Here is a 17805-nt window from a genome sequence, read left to right as displayed (position 1 = left end):
GTGTATTCGTATTTTTTTAAGTGTGTTATCACGTTCAAGTATTTTCTTGTACTGTTTTTCAATAGCATTTTTTGTAATTGTGAGAGGGCTATTTTGAAACACTTGTAGAGTTAGGCTATCATTGGTAAATTGCTCTAGCAGATGTTTTTGAGATTGCTGCCAATCTTGAAGTTTCTGACTTAATTTTCTATTGATAACAATTCTTCTTGTTCCTGCTTTAGTCTTAGTTGAACTGATATAGCTTACCCCTTTATTAACATATACAGATTTTGTGATATGAATTGTATTAGTTGAAAAGTCGATATCTTGCCATGTTAGTGCCAGTGCTTCTCCAAGTCTTAACCCAGTAAAGAATAGAAGAGTAAATAGTAATTTGATATTGTATTCTTCTGGTTCAAACAGTGTTAGAAACTGTTGAAATTCTTTGACTGTCCAAAACTGCATTTTAGTCTTTTCAATTGGTAATTTTTTGAGTAGCTTTACTGGGTTTGTAGTGTAATATCCTTTTCGCAAGCCGACATCAAAAATCTTTTTAAGCAAAATCATAATTTTATTGATAGTATTTGTGCTTAAGGGGTTATCAGAATTTTGAGCAACTTTTTGCCTAAGGTGTTCTCTAAACTGATAAATGTCTTCATAGGTTAATTTTCCGACATTATCAACTTTTGAAAAATAATTTTTAATGTGTCTATTGTAGTTATTTTCTTGTGTGTTGATATAGCTAATTTTCCGATGATTTATCCTATCTTCTTCTTTTAATAATTCATAGAGCATATAAACAGTTATTTTAGCCCCATAGAAGCGTTCTTTTAGCTCTACACTTCGTAGGTAGTGTTCTGCTTCGGTAGCTTCTTTTTTTGTCTTATAGCCCTTTCTAACAAGTCTACGTTGCTTTAGTGTTATCGGATCAAAACCGTTGCTAATATCAACTATCCAATTACCGTCTTTTCCTTTTCTAATTGCCATATCTTACTCCTTGGGAAGGGGACTGTTCTGAACATCAAAACCAAGTAGTTCGGTAGCTATGGTAGCAGGGATTGTGCCAATTCGCTTGTTCTGATAGACTGTAAAGCCTCGTGTTATCAGTAGTTCTTTTCCTTGGCGGATAATACGTTTAGATGTTCCCTCGGAGAAACCGAGGGCAACTAAGTCATTCTTAGTTACAGTTGCTATCATGTGACTTACTCCTTTATTCATCTAGTTTTATTTTCTTATACTTTACATGATTATCGAAATACTGACCGTCTTTATAGACCTTACTCGTGTATTCCGTTTCATATAGGACGACCGAACTATCGTAGTTAAAATCTTCGTAAGTGTAAAATTTATCTTCATCAGGCTTTTTCAAGTTGCGTGATGATAAATAGGCTTGTTTACCGAAGTTTTCTAATAGCTCTTGGCCGATACCTTTTTCAAAATATTTAGTAACATATCGACCGCGATTTTCTTTGCTATCAACATCAACTTTATTTATCCGTACTGCCCCATGTCCCCAAAGTTCTAATAATTGCTTATGTGGAATATAAGGGACGCTGAATAGCAGAATATGAGCATGCCATGCTCCACGTTTTTGCTTTTCTAATACTGATATGTATCTTAATCGGCTTTTTTTAGTCTTAAATATGTGATAATTAAAGCGTTTGATAAAGGTTTTGAGTAAGTTTTTGAAGTGATTTCTATCGCTGATATTTTCTTTAGTGGTTAAGGTTAGAAATGAAGTATTGTTATCATAATTACAATCTACTAGACGGAGTAAATTCCACTTTGCTTCTAAGCGAGTTTTCTTCATACGTTCAAGACGTTGTTCTTGTTCTTCGGGTGTTAGTTCATCAAATGTTCTGCGTTGCGTTTTTTCTTTATTTTCAGTATTAGCTTCTAAAATGTTTTTTCCTTTTGAAAATATTGGCTTTTCATATTCCCAAATTTCAATATAGGAAGAAGTGCGGACTATTTTTTTATTATATGAGGTCATAAAAAATAGTTCCTTTTAGGCTGGCTTTCGCCAAAAGATTGTCTATATAATAAATAAACTAGGAGGAGCTTTGCTCCTCCTAACTTCTATCATGTGATCCTAAGCACTGCTCCGCTAAACACGCTTCCAGCTTGCCGACCTCCAGTCGGCAGTTTTGCTTAGGTACATGATTAGAAGTTATAAGTAGTGGTACTTTTTAGTAGTCGTATCGAATGCCAGAATTGGTATAGTCTTACTAAGAGACACATGACCATCAATGTAGTAGTGATTATAGTTATCAAAGTAAATTTTACCCAGTACATCACTATCTTTAGCAATTTCTTCTGAATAGATGTGTCCTGCAATAATATCTTTATAAAATTTTCCGATACTTGCAGGGAACTTCTTAGTAAATATATCAGGATTGGAAAATAGTTTCCAGTTTTGTCCTAATTCTTCATCAATTCCAGCATGAACAAATATTTGGTAGTCGGTCTCAAAAAATCGTTCTGTATTAAAAAATTTATCTTTAAGCCAATCCACAATTTCAGGATACTCAGCAATAATATAGTCTTTCATTTTCTTATCAATTTGATTTAGACATTCTTCATCAGAAAAAGATAGGTCTGATATTACTGAATTAACAATAGTTTCTCGCTTATTCTGACTAATGAAGCTGTTAATCGTAGCAGAGGAAGAATATTTTGCAGTCTCTTCCTCAAGTAGCCACTCAACAAAGTATTCTTCATGATTGCCTAATAAAGTGATAACTTGGTCAGGATAATATTTTTCAAGTTCAATTATTTTTGAAATGACTTGCAATGATTGAGAGCCGTTATCGATATAATCTCCAAGCAAAATCAATAAACTGTTCTTATCAGATAAATCTACTTTTGACAGGCTTTCAATAAATTCATCATAATGTCCATGTATATCGGACATAGAGTAATATTTAGCCATAATTTCCTCTAATTGTCTATCTTGCATTTAAGGCATAGATATAAGCCACAAAGCAAGCAAAGTCTCCAATACGTTTTCTATCATCGTTAAATTTTTCAAACCAAGAAACATCATTACCCTGTTCATTTGCCAAACCTTTTAAGAGTTTTAGTTGATAAATCACCTTATTGTGAGTAACAGTTCTTGCTTCATCATTGGCAAGTTTTTCTTCTCTTGAGAGTGTGAGCCATTTGCCACGTGCAGAGGCATATTCTACGCAGAGTAGTACAAATGTTGTCCATTCTTCTTGGAATTCTTTATCAAGCTGATTAGAGGAATTAAGAAGATTAGAATAGATTTGTTCCGCTTCAGAAAATGACATAATCTCCTTTTCATTTTTAAAATCATCGTAGCTAAAAACTTGCATTGTAAAACTCCTTTATATGTTTTTGTTATATTTTATCACAACTATTTTGTTACAGGTAAGACATCAGAGCAAGCAAACCAAAGATTGCCATTGAATTGCCCAACATTTAAATCTTTAAGTACAACAGGACAAGTCTTGTTGTTTGCCATCTCTTGAACAGTAGCAGAAGGTGTTAAAGTATTCACCTTGACTTGTATCATTTCCATAAAGAAATCAGATGTTTCATCTTGGATAGAAACATTCAACCGAAGAGCAGTTGGCTTTCCAGTCTCACGGTCTAGAACCTCACTGTATCCCTTTACAGCTACAAAACGGCTACCTAACAATTCTGCCTTAAGAAAATCATTTAATTTCATGTATACCTCTTTTCTATCATCGCAGAGCGATGAGGAACAGATATTGTTGCTGAAAATCTAGCGAATTTAAGCAACAACATCCGTTGGAATTAGTTTGTTTTTGTTAAATAAAGTTGTAATTCTTTGATAAAGTCAAATTGAGTGATATCAAGATAAGGACTTTCCCAGTATTGTGCTGTCTCCTTGCCTGAACCTTGCATATAAAGATAACCTGCACCTTTTTCTTCGATAGGTTTTAACTTATCAGGAGTAGCCGAACCAAAGACCATGCGGTAGCCCTCACTAGAATTAGCACCAAGAGCAATTCTCAACCCCAAGTTATCTCTAAGGTCGGTATTTAGGGTTTCGGCTCTCATTTGCTGAGCTGACACAAGGATAAATATGCCTGCTTGTCTTCCTAGTAGAATAATTTGTTTAATGCCATCCATAACTTCAACAATAATTTCTTTTGATTTTTTATCAGTTCCTGAAGCTTGAAAAGCTCCCATTTCATCGAAGATGATCCATACTGGTTTGAATCCGTGGTCTGCAAAGTTTGTTCCATATTGGAAGTTATCCCGCATATATTGATATCGTTCATGCATTTCTTCGACTACTAAACGGACAATACGAGCGATATTGTTCGGAGTTGTTGCTACATACTTTTCTCCGAAATAATATGATAAGCTACCTAGGTCAGAATTTTTAGGGTCTGCTATATAGACAGTTGATTGGCGTTTTAAAAATTCTAAAATTAAGAAAGATATCAATACTGATTTCCCACTTCCTGTACCACCAGCAACTAGAATATGAGGGCACTTGACAGGATTATAATTCACACCATATCCTAAATCTATATTAAGACTATCAATCTCTTGCTTCTGGTTGTGAGATTGAAGAACTAACCTATCAGGTTTCTTGTAATAGAAATGATATTCCACAAAATTAGGACGGATAATTTTTTCTTCTAGTTCCAGTTCGAGTACTCCAGCAAGAACATCATCAAGTGATTGTACTTTTTTGCTAAATTCATCACCAGTAATCAGAGCTTTGATAAGGATATGCCCTTTTTGTTTGTCTAGCTCGTATTGCAAGATTGCACTTCTAGAGATTTTTTCATATCCTGAGCTATCTTTATATGTTGTATAAAGATGGTTTGTATTTAATACATACAATAAGCTTTCTCTGATAATTAGGTAATAATCCAAATGATATCTAAAATATTTTAATTGACGATGAAATTTGTATATGACAAATCCTGCTAGAATAAATAAAGGGATTTTAATAAGGTCAGGGGCTCTAATATTTGCAATAATAGTAAGTATAATACAAGTAGAGAAGCCTAATATTGACCAATGAGCTATCTTTAATTTGCTAGTTGAAATAATATAATTTCTTTTTAAGTCAGCGACTTGCTTTGGTTTGAACATAATCAGCACCTCATGGAGAATTATAAAGAAATAGTTGCTGATAAAATCGCATGGTCTGGGTAGCCTACTTGGCTTTTATAATCAGGATTTTTTAAGAATTCCCAAGAATAATTTTCATTTACTATAGGGATATTTGCAAAAATATGGTCTAACTTACAATACTTCCAAGAGTTTAAATCTGATGGAGTATATACAGTTAAGCCTGCCTTGCTCATTATCGACTTAAGTAATGGATAAGAGTAAAACTCTCTAGCTTTTCCTTGATAGGAATGAATATCATCATTCTGTTTGAAAAAACCATTATTAAAGTCACCTAGAATGATGGTATTTTCATGACTTGCAGGCAAATTTGAAATTAGATTATCTAGTTGTATTTTGCGCTCTTTAAAATCTTCAATGATATCTTTCCCACCAGTTTTTATACGAGTACCGACAATATTTAATTCCTTACCAAATATATTTACTGTAACTCGTAAAAAGTTTGGATTACTATCATCATTATCAATGGTAGTGAATTTACTATCAGAAATTAAGGAACTTTTGATAGCTACTAAGATTTCGTTTCCGAATTCAAGAGAACGGTCATCTTCAAAAACCTCATAGCCAATATCCTGCAATCTAGCACAGAATAAATTATGGGATTCTGTCTTGACATACTCTGTCAGACATATAATATCTGCGTTCAATTCTCTTAGTTCAGTTACAACCATATCAGGAATTTGTCTGCCAAGTCCTGAACGCTGATTGATATTCCAAGTAGAAACTGTAAGTTGTGTCATAAAACTGTCCTCCAAAAAATTTAGCAAGAGGAGGAATTCCTCCTGCTAGTCGTCTACTCCGTCAAAGATTTCTCCTTGTTCGTCCTCATCATAATAACTTTCCAATTCTTCATAGAAGTAATCTAAAGCTTCTTGTTCTATTTCATACATAGAGCCACCTCTCTAATCATTTCAAAGGGTAATGTACCCTAAAATTATTTACAAGGGTAGGATATCAGAAAAAAAATACTTTGTCAATGATTTTTGTGTAAAAATATATTTTTGGGGTACAGTTAGAGAAGTAAAAAAATCCAAAGAAATGTTATTTAACACTCCTTTGGATTTCATTTTTGCTATCTGCTAAAATATCTTGAAGTTTATCGTAATTAACTGGTGCAACTATTTTTTTTAATTTTTCTTCTAAATGCTCAAAATGTTCGGAAACAGATAATATTTCAGTTTGTCTAAACTTTTCATCTCTCCTTAGTAAGATTGCTGCTTTACAAATTAGTTTAACTGTTACGCCAATTGTTACAGACCGAACTGGTAGATATTTAGGAAGTTCAATTTTTAAATTTCTAATTCCTCGGTCAGTTTTTTCGTTGATTTCAGCTTTAATCTTTACTCCATAGCCTTTTGAATATTCTATATTGTGTAAGGGGATTGTATGTGTATCCTCACTAATTTGTAACCAATTGTTTAGATTTTTTGTTTCTTCGAATGCTTTTGATAGAACTATTCCCCTAGTAACTGCTCCAGTTATCTCTTTGGAGTAAATTTCTTCTAATAGACTAATGTAATACATGCACTCACTAGATACTCTAGCTTGAAATTCCATGATTGCCCCCCCTAAATCATTTAGTACCTTAAAATCATTATATCGTAATGATACAGATTAGTAAATCAAAATCTATTTTAGGTTTTCAAAATTCAAGTGAAAAAATATAATTCCTAAAAAGTTACTAAAGATAAAAAAATCCACCGTTTTTACGATAGAGGTAATTTCATAAAATGCTGGTTTGACTGGGTTCCTATTCATATAAACCCACGTGAACCAAACTCAAAATCCAGTGCCCTCACGGGCGTGCCGGTTCGACCCCGGCCGCCGGTATAGCTTAAGTTGAAAAGACAAGGTTTTTAGCCTTGTCTTTTCTTTTGTGTTTTATACTGTTTTTTGGCTCTTTGTCAACTGTAGTGGGTAGATGAAAAGCTAACATCTTGAGAGGACCAGATTGGTCTTCTCTTTTTTCATATTTAGAGTGATTAATATTCTGGTTTTAAAGTTTTCAAAGTTCCGAAAGCCAAAAGCATTGCGCTTAATGACTTTAATGATGTTGTTGGTTGCTTCCAATTTTGCATTTGAATAGGGTTGTTCCAGTGCATTCTCGATTTTATCTCTGTCCTTGAGAAAGGTTTGGAAAACCGTACGAAAGATTGGATTGCCCCCCTTCATTTCTTAGTCAATGAGTTCAAAAAAGCATTGGCTATTCTTTTCTTGGAAATGAAAGAGTAAGAGTTGATAAAGGTCGTAGTAATAACGAAGTTCATCCGAGTAATCAAGGAGCTTCTCAACGATTTCTTGATTGGTTAAGTGCATTCGAAAAGTAGGCCGATAGAAGCGTTTATCGCTGAGTTTACGGCTATCTTGTTGGATGAGTTTCCAGTGACGCTTGATGGCACGGTACTGATGAGATTTGCGGTCCATGGTGTTCATGATGGCAATTCTAGTTCGATTCATTGCACGGTTGAGGTGCTGGATAATGTGGAAAGGGTCAAGCACAATTTGAGCATTTGGAAATAACTCTTTAGCTAAGGAATAGTAGGGCGCAAACATGTCCATGGTAATCCATTTGACCTTTTCACGGACGCTTCTTTGGTAACGTAGGAAGTGATTTCTAATGATTGCCTGTGTTCGACCGTCTAGAATAGCGATAATTTTGTTGGTTGTGTAATCTTGAGCGACAAAACTCATCTTCCCTTTTTGAAAGGCAAATTCATCCCAAGATAAGACTTCGGGCAATGACGTTAAATCAGTTTTGAATTGGAACGTTTTGAGTTGTCTAATGACTGTCGAAGTTGAGATAGTCAGTTGCTCTGCGATGTCAGTGAGGCTACGTTTTTCCATCAAGAGTTGGCTGATTTTGTGATTAATCATGTAAGGGATTTGATAGTTTTTCTTGACTAAAGATGTTTCTGCCACCAAGACTTTACGGCAATTTTGACACTGGAATCGTCTCTTTTTCAGACGAATCAATGTTTTATAACCAACTGACTCAAGATAAGGGATTTTAGATGGTTTTTGAAAGTCATATTTACTCATTTTGGCCTGATATGCTGGACAGTTTGGTGCAGGGTAATCCAGTAGGGCTAGCACCTCAGAGTGAGTCTCCAGATGAATGACTTTAGTACTTTGAACATTTGGGTCTTTTACTTTCAAGAGATTTTTGGTAAGATTAATGTGTTCCATATGAGTCCTTCTAATGTGAGTTTCGTCGCTTTTCATTATAAGTCATATGGGACTTTTTTGATACACTCAAAAAGCCCTATAACTTCTTTGGTGGTTTTACCCACTACAGAAATTATAGAGCCGTTTTTTTGAGTTACCCCAAAATTCCATTTTCTAAAAACTATCGTCCAATTTATTAGCCAGCGTCTTCTGTTTACTAAGATATAAATGTGAGTAAGTATTAAGTGTAGACGTAATTGAAGCGTGTCCTAGGTGTTGTTTACTACCAAGCCATTTTCACTTTGTTTGATGGATAAATGAAGAAGTGTGAGAGTGACGAAAATCGTGGATTCTAATTTTTTTAAGGTTAGGATCTCTTTTTAATATTGTTTTATAACACTTTTCAGTACTATTCTTAGTTATAACAATCGGTGAGTGTGGACAAGTAGCTAATCCCTTTGCTGATATAAATAGATTTTGTAATGTGAACTGTTTGAGTGGTGAAGTCTATATCATTCCATGTTAATGCTAATGCTTGGCCAAGTTGCATTCCAGTAAAGAATAGACAAGTAAATAATAAGTGATAATTGTATTTTTCTGGTTCAAATAAATTTAGAAACTTTTTAAATTCTTCGATTGACCAATAATTAAGTTGGACTTTTGCAATTGCTGGATTCAATATATTGAGGTGAAAGACCAAGTGCACTAGTTAAGCTACGACTGGTAAATTCAATACAAGCATGAATGTGAGGTTTTACTGGCTTATTACCATGCTTAATATTATTCTTTGGAAGATGCACTTTAGGGGCTCAAACTAATAACTAGGTCACTATAAAAGCATAATTTAGATAGATAGTGTGAAGTGTATAACGTTAAGGTTACTACCTCACTACTCAAGGAAATGGCATTGAGACTGAATATTGTTTCTTGTCAAAGGGACTTTTTGTTGATATAATTAACCAGTAAAATATAAACTGGTTATCAAAAGGAGTTTTTTTATAAACCATGAAAGAAATAGACATTCTTTATATTTGACAGGCATCTTGCTTACTTGTAGTCTAGCATTAACTGCCTGTCATTCAACGTCTCAGACTAATCAATCACAAGATTCTAAAAGTTACCAAAAGACTACTAAAACAAAAAAGCCAAGGCATAAAAAACTCTCTAAAAAGGGAATGCGTAAGGATATTTCTGGTATAGATAAGCCTACTGATGATGGTTTTTTGTTAACGGATGAGTCACAGATTGAGAGCAAAACAGATACAGGAATTATTGTGAAGCATGGCGATCACAAGCATTTTTTCTTTTATTCAGATTTAAAAGGAACCAAATGGGACTATTTGATTCCTAAAGATTACAAGGGTCATGTCAGTCCTAAAGCTATTAATGCTGGTCATAATAATAGCCAAGGATTTTTGGGTCAAACTGAAGATGGCTATGTTTTTAATCCTAGTGATATAGTTTCAGAAGATGCTAATGGTTATACTGTTCGTCATGGCGACCATTATCATTATATTTTGAAGTCAACTTTAGGAACATCAACTCTACGACAAATTAGTAGAAATTCTTACTCTATCCCATCAGTGCCACCAGTTATACACCAAAAAGGTGGCGGAGTATCAGGTATTGACTTTAGAACAAGTGATGGGTTCTTATTCGATGGAACCAATATTAGTGGTGTGACAAGTACCGGAATTTTAGTAAAACATGGGAATCATTTACATCCCATCAGTTTTGATGTTTTGCAACAGAGTAAGTGGTCTTATTTAGTTAATCAATACAAAAACCAGTCTAAAGACGAGCATACTCCTACCCTAACGCAGGAAGAGGCTGATTTTCAAGTAAAACGCGCTTATTTGGCTAAAGAACTTCATGTAGAAATTTCACAGATTAAGAAAGTCGTAAATGAAGGCAAAGTGGGGCTAGAGTATCCTCATGGTGATCATACTCATGTGGTTTTTTTGAGTGAACTTGATATTAATAAGCCTTTTGAAAGTCCAGAAGATCATATTATGAGACAAGAAGCAGGCGAAAGTATTGAGCAAAGAAAAGAAAGACTGATAAAAGAGTACATGGAGCGTTTCAAGGTTAAGCGTGAAGACATTACTATTGATGGCAATTATATGAGTGTTCGTCACGGAGATCATGCCCATGTTTATAAAATTGATCCTAATTTACCTGATGATCCTGAGCGTGATGTTAAGACCGAAACGACAAATCTTGATGTTGAACAGCAGCTTGTTTATGGTCCATTTTACACGGAGGGTTCAGCTGAAAGCTTAACTCGTAAAGGAGTTTATCAAAAGTATAATCCAAAAGGCCTCCAAAATATTAAAAACTTTGTTTTACTGACATTTAGTACGAATAGTGATTATGGTAATTTACTAGTAGATGGTCACAAAACCAAGAGAGTATATTATTTAGTTCGCAAAGACTTGAATTGGGAAGATTTGAATATTCAGCGACCAGATGCTGTTAAAGATGAAGGTCGTGTCTTTAAAGGTTGGACTAATGAACTCCCAACTTCTGGTAAAATGGAAAGAGAACACCGTTCTTTTTACGTTGATTTTGATAGAAATAAAAAACAGCCGACTAAAAACGTCTATGGTCCAGAAGATGATGTTTCGGAGATTGATTTAGAAGGATACGTTCCAATTAAATATACTGTGCTACAAAATGGTAGTGTTAAGCTTGGTGATGTTACTCAAGGAGGATTTAGCTACTATGTTAAGCCTGGCTTGACATGGAAAGAAGCTTGGGAAAATGGTCTTAAGGAACCGACTCCTATTCCAAATGATAATTATGAATTTATTGAGTGGCGTCATATCTCTTTTGATGGAAGAAATGCTGATGATAAAGTAAGCACTACGATTAGCATGGCTGCATTTGGAACGACTAATCTAAAAATTGGACCTTATTTTGCAAAAAATCCAGATAATCCAACGGATATTCATGATCCAAGCAGACACCCTAATTATTTTTGGCATGATCCCAAAAATTATGTTGCCATAGCTTTTAAAGCTGGAAATGGTGGAGAGCTAGTCTCACCAATCGGAAGAGGAAAGAGCTTAGTTTACTTAATTAGGAAGGGAACAAGCCTTTCGGAAGCGAAAGTGTTACCGCCATCAACTCAACCTCAAAAGGGGTATAGACAGGATTATTCTCACATCATTGTGTCAGAGGCCGACTATCATGCTCCTGTGACGGAAGATAAGGTTTATAACATTTTATTTAAGAACATTGCTGATGACAATGATACAGATGATACCAATGCTTCTGATAGCTGGCTTGATGAGTTTTTATCACCAAGTTCGACTTCTGACGAGACAGTAGCTGAGCCAGGCGAAGAAAGGGCGCCAGAAGCCTTAAATAGCAATAAAGATGAGGTAGAAAGTCCAGAGGTTGATCATTCTGTGGCAAATCCGATGCCTTACGAGGGAAACTAGCAAAAGATAAAGCAATCTAGTCAACTAAAGCAGCTCTAGTTTCGAGAACGGAAAACTGACCTAGCCTAATGATGAAAATGAAGAGAGACATCTCATCTCAGAATAAGTGAACTGGCTCATGAAGGAACTTCTGATCAGTTCTACCATAACACTTAAAAAGCCGTGATTTCTATTGAAATCATGGCTTTTTTCGCTTGGCTCTAACTTCTCCGCAGCTAAGTTTCTGACCTAATGTAAGCACAGCTACGAGGGGAAATGAGCGACTTGGTTTACCAGTTCAGAAAAGTGAAATCTGATAAAATCATGAGCTTGAAGATATATATATATATATATAATGTTACTTGATAATTTGAGGAAAAATGGAGAAATGATCAATGAGAAAAAACATGTCCCTATGTCGTCGTGTCGTTGGTACTAGCTTGCTGGCAATTACCTTGCTTGGAATGTCTAGTGTTGGGGTAAATAAGGTAGCAGCTAATACTGTAAATCAAAATAATTTGTCAACCCTTAGTACAATCATAAATGAACTTCCTAAGGTTCAAACGATACCGGGTCCAGGTCGGTTAGTTGTTGGAAATACTTATAAGACTTATGATATTTATGAATATTTAGAAAAACTTGAAAAATTTTTGAAAAAATATATGGCAGAGGAGTATGATGTTCATCAGAAAGTTGATGTAAATATTATGGGTTTACAGGAAGAGATTAAGGAGAACCAAGGAGTCCCTGGACCTCCAGGTCCTCGTGGAGAGAGAGGCGAAATGGGACCACAAGGACCACGTGGTGAAAAAGGAGAACCAGGAGAACAAGGTAATCATAACTCTCCTGATATAATCATTCCTCAGAAACCACAAATGCTCCCTTCCGACAATAGTAGCTTAAACAAGGATCTTGCTAGTGATAAAAAGGAAGTAAAAGTTCCTAGTAAATATGTGAGTGTAAATAAAGAATTGCCTATGAGTGGTGAAAAGAGTAATCCATTTTTCACGACAGCTGCACTGGCAGTATTAGCAACAGCTGCTACAACTGCAGTTAGAAAAGGTAAAGAAAACAATTAAAAATACTGTTATTTCCAAACAAGCCAACTGTGATAAGCTAGCTTTTTGAATTATGTGATTGTTAATTATCAATTCAAGTGAAGTAATGAAAAATTATTTATGTGAATTATCGTAAGTATCCCGTAACGAGGAGTATTGAAAAAGGTTCCAAAGTCAAATCAGACTCTGGAACCTTTTTCCACTTACAATTTTCCTTGTATGGTTTTAGACCAAGGTAAATAGGTCTACAAAATGTTCTTATTTGCGAGGGAGTCCTTGTTAGGAAGATGCTTTAGAAAGCTGTGTATATTTCTTAGTATTGATATTTTTGAATATAGGAGCTAAAAATTGTTAACTTTTGTCTATTAGTGAGTCTGTGTTTTGTGTTATAATTAACTTAATATTAATAGGTTGTTAGTAAGTATAAAGGAACTTTCTAATTATTTGATAAAAGATAGTAACTGTTAGATAAAGTATCGTTTTAATCAATAACATTAGACATGAGTAAATATTTTGAAGTAGGAAAGGATTAATCATATGAAAGAACATAAGTTATTGCCAACTATTAGTTTAGTGTTAAGTTTTATTTCTTTATTAGATCACTTTACGCCATTTATTGCTTATGGTTATATTTACCTTCCGATTGTAGCTGTTATTATAGCTATTTTGAGCATTTTTTATAATTTTGAAAATCGGAAAAATGTAACTTGGCTTGCACTTGTGGTTTCATTACTGGCATTGGCTGTAGCCTTTTATTTCTACTATTATCCTAGAATAATTCCCTATTAATTCTAGACATTGGAAGCCATTTATATAGTTCTAATAGTGTTGGTGATTGTTTTAGGAGAAAATAGTATGAAAAAACTACTTGTTGGAGCATTATTCTTATCATTTTTTCTTGTAGGTTGTCAGTCAGTATCTACTAAGGAAAATAATGGTTATATTAGGATGTCTAACATGACAGATAGCAGTAGTAGGCATGAAGTAGAAGTTGCTTTGAAAAAGAATTTAAAATCTGAAAATGTCGACGAGTTTCTTGAAGGAGTTACTGATTATAACGAAACAATAAAGCAAACTAGTCTGAACAAAGGTTTTACAAAAACTAAGCACCCCAAATATGATTTACCTAAGATTAGTAAGCTATGGACGGCTGAAAAAGGTGATTTTATTGGTACAAATTGTAGAATCAATACCTTTATGTTGTTAAAAGGCAATCTTAGTATTTCAAAAGGGAAAATAGATGACTCTCTATTATTTCTAGATGAGGAAGCTATTGCTAGGGGGAAGATTTTTCATGAGCAAGACACTGAAACATTTAAGCAATTATTTTCAAGAGTAAAAACAAATGGAACTAAAAACATAGCTGTGCATGCGTCAAAAATGAGAGATCATTTCTCTAAGGTAAGATTTGATGATAAAGTAAAAATGATTTCTGTAGTTCTTCATGATAATTTAGATGGTGATTATCTTTTTATTGGGCATGTGGGGGTGTTGACAAAAATTAAAGATAAGTATCTGTTTGTGGAAAAGCTATCATTTGAATCGCCATTTCAAGCGATTACATTTAATAGTAAAGAAGAATGTTATCGCTACTTATCTACAACTTATAAAGATTATCAAGACGAGACAACGGCAGTACCATTTATTATGGAGAATGATCGGTGGGTAGGTTAATCTAGATGATAATTATGCTAGTGAATAAAAGGCCTATATTATTAGTCATACCCATGTAAATTAGTTACTTAAAAATGACTAACGTTTCAAAAACATTAGATTATTCAGTTGATTTCTAGCCTTCAACTCTTATGAACTCAAGGATTTCTGACTTTTAAAAACTCTTGGTAGCACTCAAAATTCAGTGTCCTCACGGACGTGCCCGTTTGACCCAGAACGCTGGCATAGCTTAAAAGATAAGGTTTCTTGACCTTGTCTTTTTTGTTGGTTTGGCTGTAGGTATGTGGCACAGTCTTTTATCTTACTGATAAGGTCTATTTAATGCGTTAGGTTTGTGGTATGATGAACATGAATGAGTATTCAAGTGTTTATGCCTTATGGGAGGGATACCGATAAAGCTTTGAACAAGGTTTGTTACTACTAGGTGCTTTTGTAGCTAGTAGGAAGACAGTTAAGGATTGATCTATTGTAGCTAATGTTGGAGGTTAATGGTGGTCGAATTTTGGGATATTTACACTGCTGATCGGGTGGAGACGGGCCGGGTGATGGAGCGTGGTTCTTCGTTTAAGCAAGGGGATTATCATTTGGTGGTGCACATCTGTTTGTTCAATGACAAAGGTGAGATGCTGATTCAGCAACGACAAGCAGATAAAGCTGGTTGGCCAGGACTTTGGGATGTGACGGTTGGTGGAAGTGCCCTTGCTGGGGAGACAGCTCAGCAGGCTGCTATGCGTGAGCTTGAGGAAGAATTAGGTCTTTCTCTAGAGCTGACTGGGGTGAGACCTCATTTCACTATTAATTTTGGTGAAGGATTTGATGATACATTTTTAGTTCAGGCCTCTGTGGAGTTGGAGAATTTGGTTCTTCAGGAGGAAGAAGTTCAAGCAGTTCGTTGGGCTAGTTGTGATGATATTTTAGGTATGATTGATGAGGGGTCTTTTATTCCTTATTTGAAGAGTAAGATACACTTGTGTTTTGATATGGTTGGTCAGTACGGGGCGCATCAATTTCAGGAGAAATAATTTTTTGTTTTTCTAAGTTAATTTTTTATTATTTTCTTGTTATTGTGAAATAATTTAATTCAATTTGTTTGCAATTGCTTTCTTTTTCTCTATAATAGTAATGTTAGAGATTTTGTGTGATATAGGGGGCTCTCATGACAATTCCTGTTTTTTTGGAATTAGTTGAAATCAAAGCAAAAACGGCTAGTATCCTTCCTTTCCTTATTGGTCTTTGTTTTAGTTACTACTACTATGGGGCTATTCATCTTTGGTTTGTGATTTTGTTTTTTATTTCCATGTTGTTGTTCAATATGTTTGTGGATGTTTGGGATAATTACAATGATTACCTACGTGCATATGATAGCGATTATCAACAAGAAACCAATATTATTGGTAGGGAGAAGCTTTCTTTGACGGTTGTCAGGAGGCTGATGCTCGTTTTGTTTGTGGTTTCTGTTGTGATTGGTTTTGTGCTAGCTTGGTTGGTGGGATGGCCTTTGCTACTGATGGGTGGCTTTTGTTATGCTGTGGGCATTTTGTATTCTGCAGGGCCAAGACCTCTGTCTAGTTTGCCTTTAGGTGAAGTTTTTTCGGGCTTTACTATGGGTTTCATGATTACTTTAATCTGTGTTTATTTGAACACTTATCAACAGTTTAGTTGGGATTGGCAGCGCTTAGCTAGTATTTTTTTGATTTCTCTTCCTAATACCTTATGGATTGCTAACTTGATGTTGGCCAATAACCTCTGTGATAAGGAAGAGGACGAACGTAATCACCGTTTTACTCTAGTCCACTATACGGGAACTAGAGGAGGCTTATTATTATTTTCTCTGAGCAATATTTTAGCTCTTTGTGCAATTGTGTTAGCATTTCTTTTTGGACTTGCTCCAGCTACTATTTTATTGACCTTGTTATTGATTCCGTTTATCTATAAACAGACCAAGCTATTGTGGTTGAAACAAATTAAAAAAGAGACGTTTAGCTGTGCGATTCGTATTTTGGCTTTGGGTTCTACTCTACAAGCCTTGACTTACGTTATCGGTATTATTTTATAGAGGAGACATGTAACAATGCAAGAAGTCTTAGTTTTAGGCGCAGGCTATGCTGGCTTAAAAGCAGTGCGACAATTACAAAAACAAAAAGATGATTTTCACATTACCTTGATTGACCGCAATAGTTATCATTATGAGGCGACAGAACTTCATGAGGTGGCAGCAGGGTCACATTCGAGGGACAAAATTTCTTATCCGATTTTGGATGTTATTAATCCTGATAAGGTGACTTTTTTACAAGATGAAGTGGTGCAAGTTGATCGTGATGCTCAGACGGTAACCGTTAAGCAAAATGGGGCTTTGGCTTACGACTATTTGATTGTGTCATTAGGTTTTACGTCAGAAACCTTTGGTATTCCTGGGGCACAAGAAAATGCACTTCAGATGGTCAATATTGATACGGCTGAAGCTGTTCATGAGCATATTTTAAAAACGGTGGCGAGTTACCGCGAGACTAAAGATGAGACTTCTCTTCGTCTGTTGATTTGCGGGGCTGGGTTTACAGGAATTGAATTGGCAGGTGCCTTTGTGGATGAACGTCACCGCTATGCCGAACTTGCTGGTGTTGCTCCTGAGCAGATTGAGATTATTTGTGTGGAAGCAGCTAATCGTATTTTACCAATGTTTGACGATGCTCTTGCTCAGCATGGGGCTGATTTATTAAAGAAACTCGGTGTGAAGTTGATGCTTGGCTGCACGATTAAAGACATTCAATCTGGTCAGGTATGCTACGCGGCTGGCTCTGAGGATAGTAGGTTACACACCATTGCTGCTGGGACAATTATTTGGACTACGGGTGTGAGTGGTAGCCCAGTAATGGGGCAGTCTGGATTTAATCAACGTCGTGGACGTGTGATGGTAAATAGTGATTTGCGTGATCCTGATTATGACAATGTTTATGTGATTGGAGATGTGTCAGCCTTTATGGACACGTCTTGTAACCGTCCGTTCCCAACGACTGCACAAATTGCAACACGCATGGGAACACATGCGGCTAAAAATGTGCTCCATCAATTAAGAGGGGAAGCGACAGAAGACTTTAGCTATCAACCTTTGGGAACAGTGGCATCGGTAGGAAATACACGTGCCTTTGGTTTGGTTGGTAAGCTGCCAGTGAAGTCTTATCCTGCTTCTGTTATTAAAAAGAGTATCATGAACAAGTCGCTGTTGGATATTGGAGGCTTGAAGGAGTTATTGGCTAAGGGGCGTTTTGACTTGTACCATTAATAAAATAGTCTGCTCTGCGATTTCCTATACTAGGAGTGGTCGGCTGAGCAGATGATACTTGTGGTTAAGTTACGGCTAATCG

The 17805-nt window shown here is 35.4% G+C and carries 16 protein-coding genes and 2 pseudogenes (1 of these 18 cut by a window edge); 7 read left to right on the top strand and 11 right to left on the bottom strand.

Annotated features, from left to right (window positions below; translation table 11 throughout):
* The 11 genes and pseudogenes from EL097_RS02410 to EL097_RS10820 all read right to left on the bottom strand — a co-directional run.
* Positions 1 to 966 carry the 5' portion of a tyrosine-type recombinase/integrase gene (locus EL097_RS02410; RefSeq protein WP_129544927.1) on the bottom strand. It extends 168 nt beyond the left edge of the window, so 966 of the gene's 1134 nt are visible here — the first part of the coding sequence; the start codon lies at positions 964 to 966; its stop codon lies beyond the left edge, outside the window.
* Positions 967 to 969: 3 nt separating this feature from the next.
* The gene (locus EL097_RS02405) at positions 970 to 1176 is read right to left on the bottom strand and encodes a DUF3173 domain-containing protein (protein WP_025195687.1); all 207 of its coding nucleotides are present in this window, start codon (positions 1174 to 1176) and stop codon (positions 970 to 972) included.
* Positions 1177 to 1189: 13 nt separating this feature from the next.
* Positions 1190 to 1972: a rolling circle replication-associated protein gene (locus EL097_RS02400; RefSeq protein ID WP_129544926.1), complete on the bottom strand. Its 783-nt coding sequence runs from the start codon at positions 1970 to 1972 to the stop codon at positions 1190 to 1192.
* Positions 1973 to 2149: 177 nt separating this feature from the next.
* Positions 2150 to 2911, bottom strand: coding sequence for a metallophosphoesterase (locus EL097_RS02395; RefSeq protein ID WP_129544925.1), 762 nt, complete (start codon positions 2909 to 2911; stop codon positions 2150 to 2152).
* A gap of 16 nt (positions 2912 to 2927) precedes the next feature.
* A complete protein-coding gene (locus tag EL097_RS02390; protein WP_129544924.1) occupies positions 2928 to 3317 on the bottom strand; it encodes a hypothetical protein in 390 nt (129 codons plus the stop codon).
* A 41-nt stretch (positions 3318 to 3358) separates the two neighbouring features.
* Positions 3359 to 3673: a hypothetical protein gene (locus EL097_RS02385; RefSeq protein WP_111690434.1), complete on the bottom strand. Its 315-nt coding sequence runs from the start codon at positions 3671 to 3673 to the stop codon at positions 3359 to 3361.
* Positions 3674 to 3762: 89 nt separating this feature from the next.
* Complete coding sequence (locus EL097_RS02380; protein WP_129544923.1) at positions 3763 to 5082, bottom strand: FtsK/SpoIIIE domain-containing protein; 1320 nt, start codon at positions 5080 to 5082, stop codon at positions 3763 to 3765.
* Positions 5083 to 5102: 20 nt separating this feature from the next.
* A complete protein-coding gene (locus tag EL097_RS02375; protein WP_129544922.1) occupies positions 5103 to 5861 on the bottom strand; it encodes an endonuclease/exonuclease/phosphatase family protein in 759 nt (252 codons plus the stop codon).
* A gap of 301 nt (positions 5862 to 6162) precedes the next feature.
* Positions 6163 to 6678, bottom strand: coding sequence for a hypothetical protein (locus EL097_RS02370; protein WP_017767868.1), 516 nt, complete (start codon positions 6676 to 6678; stop codon positions 6163 to 6165).
* 372 nt (positions 6679 to 7050) lie between these two features.
* Positions 7051 to 8307 (bottom strand): annotated as a pseudogene (locus EL097_RS02365) (ISL3 family transposase).
* Positions 8308 to 8460: 153 nt separating this feature from the next.
* Positions 8461 to 8953, bottom strand: a pseudogene (locus EL097_RS10820) (site-specific integrase); the annotation flags it as partial.
* A 508-nt stretch (positions 8954 to 9461) separates the two neighbouring features.
* Here EL097_RS10820 and EL097_RS02350 point away from each other — a divergent pair.
* The 7 genes from EL097_RS02350 (at position 9462) to EL097_RS02320 (ending at position 17723) form a co-directional block, all read left to right on the top strand.
* Positions 9462 to 11732, top strand: coding sequence for a pneumococcal-type histidine triad protein (locus EL097_RS02350; protein ID WP_232013344.1), 2271 nt, complete (start codon positions 9462 to 9464; stop codon positions 11730 to 11732).
* Between the two features lie 374 nt (positions 11733 to 12106).
* The gene (locus tag EL097_RS02345; protein ID WP_003046097.1) at positions 12107 to 12790 is read left to right on the top strand and encodes an LPXTG cell wall anchor domain-containing protein; all 684 of its coding nucleotides are present in this window, start codon (positions 12107 to 12109) and stop codon (positions 12788 to 12790) included.
* 516 nt (positions 12791 to 13306) lie between these two features.
* Complete coding sequence (locus EL097_RS02340; RefSeq protein WP_003046099.1) at positions 13307 to 13558, top strand: hypothetical protein; 252 nt, start codon at positions 13307 to 13309, stop codon at positions 13556 to 13558.
* Between the two features lie 66 nt (positions 13559 to 13624).
* Positions 13625 to 14443: a DUF4300 family protein gene (locus EL097_RS02335; protein WP_003046101.1), complete on the top strand. Its 819-nt coding sequence runs from the start codon at positions 13625 to 13627 to the stop codon at positions 14441 to 14443.
* A gap of 491 nt (positions 14444 to 14934) precedes the next feature.
* Entirely contained in the window at positions 14935 to 15465 is a 531-nt protein-coding gene (locus EL097_RS02330) for an NUDIX hydrolase (protein WP_039994919.1), read from the top strand.
* Between the two features lie 134 nt (positions 15466 to 15599).
* On the top strand, positions 15600 to 16499 hold the full coding sequence (locus tag EL097_RS02325; RefSeq protein ID WP_003046105.1) for a prenyltransferase: 900 nt from the start codon (positions 15600 to 15602) through the stop codon (positions 16497 to 16499).
* Positions 16500 to 16514: 15 nt separating this feature from the next.
* Complete coding sequence (locus EL097_RS02320) at positions 16515 to 17723, top strand: NAD(P)/FAD-dependent oxidoreductase (RefSeq protein WP_003046107.1); 1209 nt, start codon at positions 16515 to 16517, stop codon at positions 17721 to 17723.
* Positions 17724 to 17805: the final 82 nt, after the last annotated feature.

This window comes from Streptococcus canis, assembly GCF_900636575.1.
Taxonomy (GTDB): domain Bacteria; phylum Bacillota; class Bacilli; order Lactobacillales; family Streptococcaceae; genus Streptococcus; species Streptococcus canis.
This window is presented reverse-complemented; position numbering and strand designations above follow the sequence as displayed.

Excerpts from the sequence above, each read along its gene's own strand:
- EL097_RS02405 (WP_025195687.1), bottom strand. The coding sequence starts at position 1,176 with ATGATAGCAACTGTAACTAAGAATGACTTAGTTGCCCTCGGTTTCTCC.
- EL097_RS02400 (WP_129544926.1), bottom strand. The coding sequence starts at position 1,972 with ATGACCTCATATAATAAAAAAATAGTCCGCACTTCTTCCTATATTGAA.
- EL097_RS02395 (WP_129544925.1), bottom strand. The coding sequence starts at position 2,911 with ATGGCTAAATATTACTCTATGTCCGATATACATGGACATTATGATGAA.
- EL097_RS02390 (WP_129544924.1), bottom strand. The coding sequence starts at position 3,317 with ATGCAAGTTTTTAGCTACGATGATTTTAAAAATGAAAAGGAGATTATG.
- EL097_RS02385 (WP_111690434.1), bottom strand. The coding sequence starts at position 3,673 with ATGAAATTAAATGATTTTCTTAAGGCAGAATTGTTAGGTAGCCGTTTT.
- EL097_RS02380 (WP_129544923.1), bottom strand. The coding sequence starts at position 5,082 with ATGTTCAAACCAAAGCAAGTCGCTGACTTAAAAAGAAATTATATTATT.
- EL097_RS02375 (WP_129544922.1), bottom strand. The coding sequence starts at position 5,861 with ATGACACAACTTACAGTTTCTACTTGGAATATCAATCAGCGTTCAGGA.
- EL097_RS02370 (WP_017767868.1), bottom strand. The coding sequence starts at position 6,678 with ATGGAATTTCAAGCTAGAGTATCTAGTGAGTGCATGTATTACATTAGT.
- EL097_RS02350 (WP_232013344.1), top strand. The coding sequence starts at position 9,462 with ATGCGTAAGGATATTTCTGGTATAGATAAGCCTACTGATGATGGTTTT.
- EL097_RS02345 (WP_003046097.1), top strand. The coding sequence starts at position 12,107 with ATGAGAAAAAACATGTCCCTATGTCGTCGTGTCGTTGGTACTAGCTTG.
- EL097_RS02340 (WP_003046099.1), top strand. The coding sequence starts at position 13,307 with ATGAAAGAACATAAGTTATTGCCAACTATTAGTTTAGTGTTAAGTTTT.
- EL097_RS02335 (WP_003046101.1), top strand. The coding sequence starts at position 13,625 with ATGAAAAAACTACTTGTTGGAGCATTATTCTTATCATTTTTTCTTGTA.
- EL097_RS02325 (WP_003046105.1), top strand. The coding sequence starts at position 15,600 with ATGACAATTCCTGTTTTTTTGGAATTAGTTGAAATCAAAGCAAAAACG.
- EL097_RS02320 (WP_003046107.1), top strand. The coding sequence starts at position 16,515 with ATGCAAGAAGTCTTAGTTTTAGGCGCAGGCTATGCTGGCTTAAAAGCA.